This is a genomic window from Burkholderia reimsis (assembly GCF_003294055.1).
Lineage (GTDB): Bacteria > Pseudomonadota > Gammaproteobacteria > Burkholderiales > Burkholderiaceae > Burkholderia > Burkholderia cepacia.
The window spans coordinates 102848-116730 of the sequence record NZ_QMFZ01000014.1 but is presented as its reverse complement, the minus strand read 5'-3'; the positions used below and the strand labels follow the sequence as shown (position 1 = coordinate 116730).

Here is a 13883-nt window from a genome sequence, read left to right as displayed (position 1 = left end):
GGTGAAACCCCGAGGATCGAGATCTCTCGGGGTTTCGCTTTTTTTGGGGGGCGAGGCGCAGAGGTAATCGCCAGTAGAGACGGAATTTGCGACAAGGTGGCCGGGGCAAGTCTGGCTCGATCGCGGATAGGACCAGGGCAACTCACGAATATGGTGGAGGCCAAGTCGCGGAAAAAGCGCAACTTTCGGATTCGTCCAATAGACGGGGATCTCGCAATAGTTAATCGTTGCCGCTGGGCGTTCAGCGAGCAGCTTAACTATGGCTATCCAATCCGACCTGCGCTTTACCTTCACCGCCGGCATCGAATCGTTCGAGGTCGTCGAGTTCACCCTGCACGAGGGCCTGTCCGAGACCTTCCTGTTGCAGGTGGAACTCGCCAGCACGAATCCCGCCATCGACTTCGGCCAAGTGCTCGATCACAACGGCCTGCTCACGATCTGGCAGGGCGGTTTGCCCGTGCGTTACGTGCATGGCGCCATCTCATCGTTCGTGCAGCGTGACACGGGCTTTCGACGCACTCGCTATTCCGCCGTGGTCGAGCCGCGTTTGGCACGACTGAAGCTGTCCTCTGATTGGCGCATCTTCCAGACGCTGAGCGTACCCGAGATCGCTACGGCCGTGCTCAAGGCGCACAACCAGACGCTGGACTACGAGCAGCGTGTCACCAACGAGCATCTGGCGCGCGAATACTGTGTGCAGGCGGGCGACACCGACTACGACTTCATCGAGCGCATCCTGCGCGAGGAAGGCTTCTTCTACGCCTTCCAGCACAAGGCCGACGGTCATCGGTTGATCCACTGCGATCGGCTGTTTATCTTCGGCCGGCAGCAGGGCGAGCCGGTGCTGTATAACCCGACACCGGGCGGCGACCAGCCGCAGCCATGCCTGCGCACCTTCGCCTATACCGAGAACGTACGCACCGCGCGACAGGTGCAGCGCGATTACACCTTCAAGAGCCCGCGCTTTCCGCACGAGTACCCGCGCGAGGGCACCGACCTCGATCATCAGGGCCGCGGCTACGCGCGCTACGACTATCCGGGCCGCTACAAGCACGAATTCAGCGGCAAGGCCTTTACGCAGGACCGCCTGCGTGGTCACCGTCGCGATGCGCGTATCGCGCGGGTGAACGGCGATGATGCACGCCTGCAGCCGGGCACCGCGTTCGACTTGATTGGCCACCCGCGTGAGGACATGAACCGCGGCTGGCGTCCGGTCAGCATCGTCCATCACGGCGTGCAATACACCAGCCAGGCGGAGGAGGGTGCTGACGCGCAGCAAGGCACGCACTACCGCTACGAAGCGGTGCTGGTGCCCGACGACGCGGAATGGCGCGCCGAGCCGCTGCCGCGCCCGCGCATCGACGGCCCGCAGCCGGCGACCGTGGTCGGCCCCGAAGGCGAAGAGATCTACACCGACGCGTACGGCCGGGTAAAGGTGCAGTTCCCGTGGGATCGCGAAGGCAAGTACGACGAGCACAGCTCGTGCTGGATCCAGGTCGCGCAGAACTGGGCCGGCGCGACGTGGGGCCACATGGCGATCCCGCGTATCGGGCAGGAAGTGATCGTGGTCAACCTGGATGGCGATCCGGACCAGCCTCTCATCATCGGGCGGGCATACAACCGGCTGCAGTTGCCGCCGTACGAACTGCCGCGGCACAAGACGCGGATGACGATCAAGAGCCAGACGCACAAGGGAGACGGCTTCAACGAACTGCGCTTCGAGGACGAGAAGGATCAAGAGGAAATCTACGTCCACGCGCAGAAGGACCAGAACATCCACGTCAACCACGACGAAACCATCTTCGTCGGGCATGACCGCAGCGAGCAGGTGGAACACGACGAAACGATTGCCATCGGCAACGATCGTACCGAAACCGTGGGTCACGATGAGCAGGTCACCATCGGCCAGGACCGACGCCACGACATCGGGCAGGACGACTTCCTGAGCATTGGTCGCAACCACACCATTACGACGGCCAAGGACCGCACGGAGGAAGTCGGCAACCATCGTCGCGACAAGACCGCAGCCAACCACACGGTCGATATTGGCGGGCATCTGAAACAGCGCGTGGCAGGCCATGCCGAGCTGGAGGCGGGGCAGGCTATCCGGTATCGCACCAAGGTCGTCGAGTTGCAAGCTGGTGAGGTCATCCGCCTGCGCGGCCCCGGCGGCACGATTACGCTGGACGATTGCGGCGTGGAGATCGAAGCCGTCGCCATCCGCGTGAAGGGCCCAATGGTCCAGGATCGTAAGGGTGCAGGGAATGTGCTTCCACTATCTGGCGACTCGGTATTCGGTGATTCGCCGGATGACGCTTTCTACCTGACCTTCTCGGGCGATGCCTAAGCACACGGACATTTATGGCTAACTTCAAATACCCCTTCAAGGACAAGGCCGGAAAGGACGTGGTCGACGCCGATGTCTACTACAGCGCGCTCGGTATGGCCAGCGGCGGTTATTACGTGTTCGGACCGTCGGGCGTACATAGTGGCATTCACTATGAGTCGGCGATGGCCAACCTGCTGTCCCTCGACGAGGGCATTGGCGCCATGACCAAAGGCGAAGTGGTCGCCTATCGGATCAATCGCGAATACCCCACCTCCGCCGGGGCGGCCAATGTGCCGACGACCGCCGAATCCACCTCGGCCGCCTTTAGTACCGGGTTTGTCCTGACTCGGCACACGTTGGAATACCCGACCGGCAATAAGCTCACGTACTTCTGCTTGGCAATGCACTTGCGCTCGTTTGGCGATTACGAACGCATGGGGAGTGTGGTCAAGCGTCCCGCGTACTGGCCGGCCAAGATCTGTCGTGTCAAGGAAACCGCCAAAGAAAAACAAACTGTACCGAAAGGGGCCACCGATCAGCCAGTCATCGGGCTGAGCGTGCGCGCGAAACCTTCGTTTGCCAAAGACTCCCCCGTCCTTGGTTACCTGCCACACGGTGCTCGCTTCACGGTGCTCCAGCGCGACAAACAGTGGGTCAAGATCAAGCGCGTGATCGAGAAAGCGATCGTGCCGCCATCGACTGCGCAGACGGAGGTGCCAGCCGCCGCGCATAACGGATGGGTCTCGACGAGCTGGCTGGAAGCACTAGGCCAGGCGCCGGAGGACTTTGATGTCGTGGTTACGCCAGTGAGCCCGCCGGCGGTCAAAGCTGGCGAACTGTTGGGCCACATGGGTGAGTATCGGCGAGTACAGGATCCGCAGCAGGGCCGCAAGCTGATGCATCACGAGATCATCGTCGGCCCGGAACTGCGCGCATTTCTGGAAAAGAGTCGTGCTGCTGCGGCAAAGGCCACGCCTCAGCAGAAAACGCTGCTGCGGGTGGCGCCGGATACCCAATTGCATAACCCGGTACTCGCGCCGCCGCAGGCCGGTTTGCTGCCGGTGAATACCATTGTCGCCTTGGACGGTACGCCGCCTGACGATGCCCTGTACGTCAAAGTCAAGCCAACGGGGGGTATGCAGTGGATCGACCGCAAAGCCAAGTTGCCGACTGGTGCCAAGGAGGCCAATCTGTTCCGTCTCAACGATGGGGCCGTGTACACGGCGGCGGATATCGTCCGCGTGCCTCGGCAGGGGACGGTCGGTCAACCTGGAGCCACGCGCTTCCGCGGGGTTTTCGTCGGGGCTGCCAGCCAAACACCGGTCTGGATCACCAAAGATGCATACACTGCGCTGGTCAGTGTCCAAGGAGGCAAGTTGTTGACAGCGGACTTGGCGCAAGGGTGGGAAAGTTTTCCGCTGACGTTCGCAGCCAACGGCCCCAAGAATGGTGCGCAGCCGCAGCACGTGTCGCGGCTCATGTTGCAGCAATCGAGACCGGACAAACAAATCCCCACCGAGCTGCCCAAGGTGTTTGCCCTGGATGAAGCGGGTAACGCATGGTGGCAGGTGCAACTGAAAACCGGTGGCACCACCGCCATCGGCTGGGTAGGCGAAGTGGGCCATGCAGGCGTTTCCCGGCACTCGCCGCATGAGTGGGTGGACTTCAAACTGATTGAGTCCAAGCCAACCACGGCCGCCTACGGCAGCTATTTTGCCGACTTCAAGCAGATGGAGGAGTTTCAGCGCGGGCGATTGGGATTGAAGGACGCCGACCTCGACGTGCCGCTGCGCGAAGTGCGAGCGCTGCTCGATTCCAATCACGACGGTCAGCTCACCTTGGCCGAAGTGAAGGCAGCGCAGCGCGATCGTGACACCATCCGCCAACTGTCGCGTGTGATCCTGCGCTATCCGAGTGAATGGAAGGCAGACAAGAAGGCGTGGGATGCCTACGATGCGTTGATTCCCCCGTCATCGAAGATGGTTTGGGAGGCGGAGAAAGCGCGAATTGTGCTACTTGTATGGTGGGAAAACGTCGCCGGCAAGGTTAAAGACTTCCCTGTAGACCCCTCCGTCTTTCATGTCCACCCCATATCCCTCGTCGCAATCTTCAATTGGCCAGACTTTGATGAATGGATGTACATAGCGCGGACACTGTATGGGGAGGCGCGCGGGCAGAATTTTGAGTCCAAGGTCGCTGTTGCGTGGATTATCCGAAATCGATTGGAGCGTGGGACGTGGGGAGATACATACAAGGATGTTGTGACTGCACGACTCCAATTCACGTGCTGGAGCGAACGAGTTGATCCCGACGGGTACAAAGCGATTCACAATCCCCAAGGTGATCCTTGGAAGGACTGCAAGACGGCAGCCTTGAAGGTAATGTTGGCGCGAGAGGAGGAGAATGTGTTCCCTGGAGCGACTCACTACTATAGCCCACGGGCTCAAGCGCAATTGCATGCCAAAAATCCGACCCTATATCCGAACACGCCTCCATTTGCTGTGCCGGGTAAACGAGTTAAAAATCCGGAGGGTGTTAGCGATGAGGATTATCAGTTTTATCGTATGTAGTTGTCTTGTCGCGATTGTGGACGGTGCTTTAGCTGTCGCGCTGGATGAATCAACGAACTTTCATGATAGTTCTGTTCAAATCAAGGCGCGATGCGACGAATCTGATAGTGGTGTGAATTGCGGAATCTATGCGTCCGGAGCCGCCGGTGAGAGGAAGGTCATCGATTACCCTGGTGCGCCAACGAGCATATTGATGACTTCAGGGGTTTTTGTTATTGAATTTCCTTGTGGAACACAGTGTTCGGCAACCTACTTCTATAGCGAGAGGAGCGGGCTGGGTGGTCCGTTCCCCTTCGTCGAAGCCTATGACGTGGAGCGTGGCGTTGTTTTGCTCAGCAAACGAAATCCTCTTCCTATGTACGCCATGTTCTCAAAGCAATCTCTAGTTGTTGGGGAGGTTGCGTTGGATATACCCAAAGGGTCGGATGCTTTTGTCGCCATTAAAGAGGCTGCGGTCCAAGATCACCGATTTGTGATTACTTATACCGATCGTGTTGGGAACGTCAGGACGATTCGCCGACAGGTACCCATACTGAAAGGTAGGCTGGCGCGGTAAATGACTTGCGCACCAAGCATTCGTTGAGTTTGTCCGCGACCTCGTGGAAAGCGAATTTCATGGGAAGCTCAGGTCATTGTATTGACTGAGAAGAGGAATTCGATGGGGCGATGGATTTTATTAATAAATATCGACGCATTGATTGGAATGCGCATGTCGAGGTTAGGGGGCATCTCGACGAATAAAACCTATTTTTGTTTGGCCAGTGTCAATGCCATGTTGTGTCGCTAAATGAGGGTTGAGGTTGAGGGGGCTTTGAGTAAAATTCGGAAGGTGGCGTTTTCTTGCGTTTCAGACGATTTTGGAAATTTAAGAAATCCCAAAATTTATATTTAAGCGAGATGCCGAAAATTGAAATTGGTAGTGGTGCTGCATGAGTGCGACTTGCAGAGAAATTTCACTGCGAATGCAATCACTGAGGCCCGATCAACCCGCAGCCCCTGACATCTGCTTTGCAGATGTCCAACCCGCCCGTTGGAGCGCGAGATGAAGAGATGGCGACAATTGGCCTTGCTGTTGGCAAGCTCGGCAGTCTTGCAGGTAAATGCAACACCGACTGACGACGGTAGCTGCCGTAATGGCAATTTTCCCTTGGCGAATAACACATTTACCCTGGCCACGTTAACGGGCAAGCTCAACGTGTACTTGCTAAAGGACATGGATGGGTGCCCGTTGAAGGGCGAAGCCATGCGCCGACAGCGGGCCTATAAAGGGCCCGATGGTCCAGGATCGTAAGGGTGCGGGACACGCGATTTCGCTATCCGGCGACTCGGTGTTCGGTGATCCGCCAGATGACGTCTTTTGCCTGACCTTCTCGGGCGACGCCTCAGCACACGGACATTTATGGCTAACTTCAAATACCCCTTCAAGGACAAGGCCGGAAAGGACGTGGTCGACGCCGATGTCTACTACAGCGCGCTCGGTATGGCCAGCGGTGGCTATTCCGTGTTCGGACCGTCGGGCGTACATAGCGGCATTCACTATGAGTCGGCGATGGCCAACCTGCTGTCCCTCGACGAGGGCATCGGCGGCACGACCAAAGGCGAAGTGGTCGCCTACCGGGTCAATCGCGACTACCCGACCTCCCCCGGGGTGGCCAATGTGCCGACGACTGCAGAATCCACCTCGGTGGCCTTCAGTATCGGCTTTGTCCTGACAAGTCACGTCACACCCTGGAATATCCGATCGGCAATAAGCTCACTTGTTCTTGGATAATATATGTAAAGACATCGTGGAGTAAGTCGTGACTGTCCTTGTGAGATGGGGTGTGCTTGTCGTCGTTATATTTTATGCTTCCGCAGTGACTGCGAGAGAGGTTTATCACACTGTGGAGGATGACGGGCTGACAAATCAAAATCATGATCTGACGAAGGAAGTTGCTGCTCATAGATCATTTTCTGTATACAAATCTTTAGGTTGCCGCTTAATAGGTGAGCCCATCAATTTGGATGACAAGGGAAAAGCATTTCTATTCACCACGAAGGATGCATGCGGATGGGGAACTGCTCTCGGACCTATGTGGATCGTGCATGTGAGAAACGGTCATGCTGGCAAAGTGGTTTTGGCCGCAGGGGGCTACTCTGTCGAGGGCAGCTCTAGTTTCTCGCATGGAATGCGAGACGTAGAAATCCGATGGGGTAACGCGGGGTTTATAGCGGCCCAAAGTTACCGCTTTGACGGGGTGCGATACAGATCCGTCGGCCCCACGAGAAGGCTCGCTCCGGCGGGGGGCTCCGATAAGGGAAACAAAGATGGAGGTGGGACGTGAGACAGATCGTGTAGCCAAACGGCAAGTGAGTTCTCTTACGCTAGAGGCAAGGAGAACTCGATGAAGATCGTCGTCCGCCTGTTAGAGACGGTTTCATAAAGACTGCTAATTCCGCAGCAAGGTGTTCCATCAGATCAAACAGCAACCGAGTTCGAGGAAAGCTTGATGGATATCGGCGCGATGCTCAAAACCGATGCGGGGACGTCGGACGTGATGCAATCAGGCATGCGTGCGCGCAACGACCCAGCGAACCTTTACGAGACCGCTGCCGTGAGGTTCCCCGAGCGTGACGATACTGGTTGGAATGCCGTGTTCGTGCAGGATGCGTCGGTGATCGTAACCACGATCCGCGTAGACGCGTCTGGGACGGCTCAGTGGTCGAGCGCGAACACCTTTGAGCGGCGCAGTCGACTCGATCAAGGGAGTCAATTGCGTGACGTCGTTACGGTTTGCGCCAGTCAGGATCGCCGCGATCGGCGAGCTTTGGGCGTCGGGAGTTTTTTAATGTATCCACTTTATTTTTGGCGATGGGGGAGTATGCCGTCGAATTCAGTGTTAAAAATTCAGGTTGAGGCCTGAGTTATGCTTTGCTTATTAATAGATTTCGTGAGGGGTAATGCGCAAAAACGAATTGTATTTGGTTGATCTGGCGCAGTTTTTTTGCACCTTTCGGTAATCGTTTTCCTGTTTCTTTTTGGGCTTCCCGCCGCGGAGGGCAGTGAGCCGATGCAGCGTTACGGTTTTTATCAGAACTGCGGTCTGTCACTTAGCCTTCCGAGTGTCCTTGCTCCCGTTGTTGATTCTGAGGTCAGTCCTTGTGCGAACTCGTATCGAGAGCAAAGTGGAGCAACGATGCTGATTGGTTCTTTAGTTGGTGGCCGGAGAAATCCAGATCTACTCGAAAAATTGCCAGCGTTACACATCTACAGGCGGGATCTCGATCATGTTCTGAATTCATTGAATAGGAGTGGCTTGCGTCGAATTGCAAATGGATCTGTCATCTCAACAAGCGAGTTGGAAGAGGCGGAGTGTGGATTATCTGGGGCGGCACATATATCCGAGATCGCGGGAGCGAATTGGAGCGGCTGGATCGCAGAGGATTTTTACAAAAATAACCAAGGCATTGCATCGAGTCGTGGCCACTGCGAGCGATTTGACAATCGGCACCGATGTATCAGGTTGGTCATTGGAAACGTGAAAGAAACAGTGGCAATGAGTCAATATTGCCTGGTGCGTCGAGATGGAGACTTCGACCTGGATGAGGGGCTGAGCTACGAAATTTTTATGGAAATCCTCAAGTCTGTAAAACTGCTTGAAGAGTGAGACAAGAACCAGGGGCCACGTCACCGCTACCATGATGGCCTCTAGAGCATTAACAGGGGCGGATCGCTATCTGACGAGACACTTCACTTCGGCAAATGCTGAATGTAGGCGCAGTTGGTCCCGTCGCTCGGGCTCCACCGGAACCCCTGCATCCGTCCGAATCCCCGGACGGATATTTTCCGGAAATCCGGAAAGCCGGATTTCCTTGCCTGCCGCATTATGAGAAATACAATGAAAACAACGGCTTGAGGGGTTACGGAAACCTGGCATCGACCTTGCGATATAAAGCGCACGGCCATCCCCCCCCCCGGCCGAACTACTACAGCAAGCAAGGAGACAACCGATGACCACTGCCTTCCTCCCCCTCCGGATGTCCTGAGGCATCGCTTGTTGCGGCACGGCAGCCGCGCGGGCGATTTGTTTCCCCTGACATTCGTCCGCGCGCGTGACGCCGTTTCCATCGGCTCATCTACTTCAGCAGGAACCATCGTGAAGAAGAAACCCTTCTACAAAGTGCTCTATGTGCAGGTGATCTTCGCCATCATCGTCGGCGTGATCCTCGGCCATTTCTACCCGTCGATCGCCACCGACATGAAGCCGCTCGGCGACGGCTTCATCAAGCTGATCAAGATGGTCATCGGCCCGATCATCTTCTGTACGGTCGTCACCGGCATCGCCGGCATGGAGGACATGAAGAAGGTGGGCCGCGTCGGCGGCAAGGCACTCCTGTACTTCGAGATCGTGTCGACCTTCGCGCTGGTGCTCGGCCTCGCGGCCACGCACATCCTGCGTCCGGGCGTCGGCTTCAACATCGATCCGGCGACGCTCGACGGCAAGGCCGTCGCGTCGTACGCGGCGAAGGCGCACGGGCAGTCGACGGTCGACTTCCTGATGCACATCATCCCGAACACGATGGTCGATGCGTTCGCGCAGGGCGAGATCCTGCAGATCCTGCTGATCGCACTGCTGTTCGGCAGCGTGCTCGCGCACCTCGGCGAGCGCGGCAAGGTCGTCACCGACTTCATCGACGGGCTCACGCGCGTGCTGTTCGGCATCGTGCACATCGTCACGAAGCTGGCACCGATCGGCGCGTTCGGCGCGATGGCGTTCACGATCGGCAAGTACGGCGTCGGCTCGCTGGTGCCGCTGCTCAAGCTGATCGGCACGTTCTACCTGACGTCGGTCGTGTTCGTGCTCGTCGTGCTCGGCACGATCGCCCGCGTCACGGGCTTCTCGATCATCCGCTTCGTGTCCTACATCAAGGAAGAACTGCTGATCGTGCTCGGCACGAGCTCGTCGGAAGCCGCGCTGCCGCAGCTGATGGAAAAGCTCGAGAAGGCCGGCTGCTCGCGCTCGGTCGTCGGCCTCGTCGTGCCGACCGGCTATTCGTTCAACCTCGACGGCACCAACATCTACATGACGATGGCCGTGCTGTTCATCGCGCAGGCGACCAACATCGAACTGACGTGGATGCAGCAGCTCACGCTGCTGGCTGTCGCGATGCTGACGTCGAAGGGCGCGAGCGGTGTCACCGGCGCGGGCTTCATCACGCTCGCCGCGACGCTGGCCGTCGTGCCGACGATCCCGCTGTCGGGCATGGTGCTGATCCTCGGCATCGACCGCTTCATGAGCGAATGCCGCGCGCTGACCAACATCGTCGGCAACGGCGTCGCGACGGTCGTCGTGTCGGCTTGGGAGAAGGAACTCGACCGCAACAAGCTGCGCCAGGCGCTGAAGGGCGGCGGCGAAGTCACGCCGACCGAGACGGCCGGCGTCTGACGTCATGAAGGGGCAGGCGGCGGCATCGCCCGCGGGCGGTGCGGCCCGCGGCGGCCAGGGCGGGCAGGTGGAGGCCTATGACACAATAGGCGATCCGCATCGCCAGGAAGCCTCGACCGTGACGCGCCGCCTGCTCATTCTCGTCGTGCTTGCCGCCGCGCTCGCCGCGGCGTGCACGCTGACGTGGACGATCACCTGGCGGCGCGGCGTCGCAGAGTTGCAGCGCAACGCCGCGGTGCGCGTCGACCGCACCACCAACGCGCTCAAGAGCACGCTCGACCGCTACGAATCGCTGCCTTATCTGCTTGGCAGCCATCCGTACGTGCAGGACCTGCTCGCCGAGCCGAAGCGCACCGACTACACCGCACGCGTCAACCGCTATCTCGAAGACCTCAACGAACACGCGCACGCGACCGTCACCTACGTGATCGGCGCGGACGGCCTGTGTGTCGCCGCCAGCAACTGGCGCGCGCCCGACAGCTTCGTCGGGATCGAATACCGCTTCCGCCCGTATTTCCTCGATGCGATGAACGGCCAGGTCGGCCGCTTCTTCGGGATCGGCACGATCTCGCGCGATCCCGGCTACTACATCTCGCAGCCCGTGTGGCGCGACGGCAGGATCGCGGGGGTCGTCGTCGTGAAGCTCAACCTCGAATGGTTCCAGGGCGCCGATGCGTCCGAGCCGCTCGTCGTCGCGGACGACCACGGCGTCGTGTTCCTGTCGTCGGTGCCCGCCTGGAAGTACCACACGCTGCGGCCGCTGACGGGGCCCGTCGCCGCGTCGATCTACGAGACGCGCCAGTACGCGCAGCAACCCGTCACGCCGTTGCCGCTGCGCATCGAGCAGGTGCTGGGCCCCGATGCGGAGATCGTGCGTCTCGGCGCGGGCCTGCGCGCGCCGCGCTACCTCGCGAGCAAGCGGCGGATCGGCGAGCCTGACTGGTTGCTCGTCACGCTGGCGCCGATCGCGCCCGTCGACGCCGACGCGCGCAACGCGACGATCGTCACGGGCTTCGGCTTCGTGTCGGTCGCGCTGCTCGCGTTCTACTGGCGGATGCGCCGCGCGCGCGTGCGCGAAATGATTCGCGGCCGCGCGCTGCTGCAGCAGGCGTACGCGGAGTTGAACCGGCGCGTCGAAGAGCGCACGGCCGACCTGTCGGAAGCGAACGAGCAACTGCAGAAGGAGGTCGGCGACCGGATCCGCGCGGAACAGGAGTTGCGCGCCGCGCACGACGAACTGATCCAGGCGAGCAAGCTCGCCGCGCTTGGCCAGATGGCGGCCGGCATCACGCACGAACTGAACCAGCCGCTCGCGGCGCTGCGCAGTTTCTCGGACAACACGCGTGTGCTGCTCGATCGCGGAGAGCAGGCGGCCGCGCGCGAGAACCTCGAGGCGATCGCCGCGCTCACGGAGCGGATGGGCAAGATCACGAACCAGCTGAAGCTGTTCGTCGGCCGCGCGAAGCCGCGCAACGAGCAGGCGCTCGTCGTGCGCGCGCTGCGCAGCGTGCTGTCGTTGCTCGACGAGCGCCTGCGCGGCGTCGCGCTCACGCTGACGTTGCAGGATGCGACCGTGTCGCCCGCGCACGATGCGCCGCTCGACCTGGCGCGCGACTATCCCGAGCTCGTCGCGCGCTGCGAGGACCTGCGCCTCGAACAGGTGCTGATCAACCTGCTCGGCAACGCGCTCGACGCGGTCGCCGGTGTGGCGGCGCCAGCGATCGAGGTGACGGTCGCGGTGTCGGCCGCGACGCTCGCGATCGAGGTGCGCGACAACGGCTCCGGCATCGCGCCCGACCTGCTGCCGCGCCTGTTCGAGCCGTTCTTCACGACCAAGGAAATGGGGCGCGGGCTCGGGCTCGGGCTCGCGATCTCGTCGTCGATCGCGAGCGACGCGGGCGGCGCGCTGACCGCGCGCAACGCGCCGTCGGGCGGCGCGCTGTTCGTCTTGACGCTGCGGCGCGCCCGCACGCATCATCCGGACTCCGTGTCCGAGCCGGCGGGCTCGCGCTAGGCGCGCCATGCCGCCCGCCCGATCGGTGCACGATCGGTATCAACCGACGCCGCGCGCGCTGCCGCCGTGCGGCCCGTCAGGAGCAAGTGAGTACGATGGCCAACCGCCTGCAAGTGATCTATATCGAAGACGATGCGCTCGTTCGCCGGGCAAGCGTGCAGAGCCTTCAGCTGGCGGGGTTCGACGTCGCCGGCTTCGAGTCGGCCGAGGCAGCCGAGAAGGCGATCGTCGCGGATACCGCCGGCGCGATCGTCAGCGACATCCGGCTGCCCGGCGCGAGCGGGCTCGACGTGCTCGCGCAGTGCCGCGAGCGCGTGCCCGACGTGCCCGTGATCCTCGTCACGGGGCACGGCGACATCTCGATGGCCGTGCAGGCGATGCGCGACGGCGCATACGACTTCATCGAAAAACCGTTCGCGGCCGAGCGCCTGATCGAGACGGTGCGCCGTGCGCTCGAGCGGCGCGAGCTGGTGCTCGAGAACCACGCGCTGCGGCGCGAGCTTGCCGGGCAGAACGTGGTCGCGCCGCGCATCATCGGCCGCAGCCCCGCGATCGAGCAGGTGCGCAAGCTGATCGCGAACGTCGCGCCGACCGACGCGTCGGTGCTGATCAACGGCGACACGGGGGCCGGCAAGGAGCTGATCGCGCGCAGCCTGCACGAGCTGTCGCCGCGTCGCGACAAGCCGTTCATCGCGGTGAACTGCGGCGCGCTGCCCGAGCCGATGTTCGAATCGGAGATGTTCGGCTACGAGCCCGGCGCGTTTACCGGCGCCGCGAAGCGTCGGGTCGGCAAGCTCGAGTACGCATCCGGCGGCACCTTGTTCCTCGATGAAATCGAAAGCATGCCGCTCGCGCTGCAGGTGAAGCTGCTGCGCGTGCTGCAGGACGGCGTGCTGGAGCGGCTCGGCTCGAACCAGCCGATTCGCGTGAACTGCCGCGTCGTCGCGGCCGCGAAGGGCGACATGAGCGAGCTCGTCGCGGCCGGCACGTTCCGGCGCGACCTGCTTTACCGGCTCAACGTCGTGACGATCGCGCTGCCGCCGCTTGCCGAGCGCCGCGAGGACATCGTGCCGCTGTTCGAGCACTTCATGCTCGACGCGGCCGTGCGTTACGCGCGGCCCGCGCCGGTGCTGACCGACCGGCAGCGCGCGAGCCTGATGCAGCGCGACTGGCCCGGCAACGTGCGCGAGCTGCGCAACGCGGCCGACCGCTTCGTGCTCGGCGTGGCCGACATGCCGCAGGAGACGGGCGCGAACGGCGGCGACGCCGACAACGAGCAGACGCTGAAGGAGCGCATCGAGCAATTCGAGCGCGCGGTGATCGCCGAAGCGCTGAACCAGACGGGCGGCGCGGTCGCCGCGACGGCCGACCGGCTGCATGTCGGCAAGGCGACGCTGTACGAGAAGATGAAACGCTACGGGCTGTCGGCAAAAGGCGAAACCGAGCGCTGAAAAGCGAACGGACCGCGGAACCGGGTTGCCCGGTCGTGCGGTCCGTCGTGCGGGGAAGGGCGCGGCGCGCGCCCCTTCGAGCCGGATCGGGCG

General features: G+C 61.1%; 8 protein-coding genes and 1 pseudogene. 8 read left to right on the top strand and 1 reads right to left on the bottom strand.

The window, feature by feature from the left end; genetic code table 11:
* Positions 1–259 precede the first annotated feature (259 nt).
* The 4 genes from DPV79_RS18070 to DPV79_RS18060 all read left to right on the top strand — a co-directional run bounded on the left by DPV79_RS18070 (position 260) and on the right by DPV79_RS18060 (position 6670).
* Positions 260–2347, top strand: a complete 2088-nt coding sequence (locus tag DPV79_RS18070; RefSeq protein ID WP_113046086.1) for a type VI secretion system Vgr family protein — start codon at positions 260–262, stop codon at positions 2345–2347.
* A gap of 14 nt (positions 2348–2361) precedes the next feature.
* Positions 2362–4899, top strand: coding sequence for a cell wall hydrolase (locus tag DPV79_RS18065; protein ID WP_113046085.1), 2538 nt, complete (start codon positions 2362–2364; stop codon positions 4897–4899).
* Complete coding sequence (locus DPV79_RS42135; protein WP_133295682.1) at positions 4871–5455, top strand: hypothetical protein; 585 nt, start codon at positions 4871–4873, stop codon at positions 5453–5455. The genes DPV79_RS18065 and DPV79_RS42135 overlap by 29 nt, the downstream gene beginning before the upstream one ends.
* 843 nt (positions 5456–6298) lie before the next feature.
* Complete coding sequence (locus DPV79_RS18060) at positions 6299–6670, top strand: hypothetical protein (RefSeq protein ID WP_113046084.1); 372 nt, start codon at positions 6299–6301, stop codon at positions 6668–6670.
* A gap of 682 nt (positions 6671–7352) precedes the next feature.
* Here the strand turns inward: DPV79_RS18060 and DPV79_RS18050 are convergent.
* Positions 7353–7715, bottom strand: a pseudogene (locus DPV79_RS18050) (transposase); the annotation flags it as partial.
* A gap of 360 nt (positions 7716–8075) precedes the next feature.
* Between DPV79_RS18050 and DPV79_RS42130 the strand changes: the two are divergent.
* The 4 genes from DPV79_RS42130 (at position 8076) to DPV79_RS18035 (ending at position 13790) form a co-directional block, all read left to right on the top strand.
* Complete coding sequence (locus DPV79_RS42130; protein ID WP_133295681.1) at positions 8076–8546, top strand: hypothetical protein; 471 nt, start codon at positions 8076–8078, stop codon at positions 8544–8546.
* Between the two features lie 489 nt (positions 8547–9035).
* On the top strand, positions 9036–10325 hold the full coding sequence (locus DPV79_RS18045) for a dicarboxylate/amino acid:cation symporter (protein WP_059489813.1): 1290 nt from the start codon (positions 9036–9038) through the stop codon (positions 10323–10325).
* 4 nt (positions 10326–10329) lie between these two features.
* The gene (locus DPV79_RS18040; protein ID WP_059709330.1) at positions 10330–12339 is read left to right on the top strand and encodes a sensor histidine kinase; all 2010 of its coding nucleotides are present in this window, start codon (positions 10330–10332) and stop codon (positions 12337–12339) included.
* Positions 12340–12434: 95 nt separating this feature from the next.
* The gene (locus DPV79_RS18035; protein ID WP_027789045.1) at positions 12435–13790 is read left to right on the top strand and encodes a sigma-54-dependent transcriptional regulator; all 1356 of its coding nucleotides are present in this window, start codon (positions 12435–12437) and stop codon (positions 13788–13790) included.
* The last annotated feature ends 93 nt before the right edge of the window (positions 13791–13883 follow it).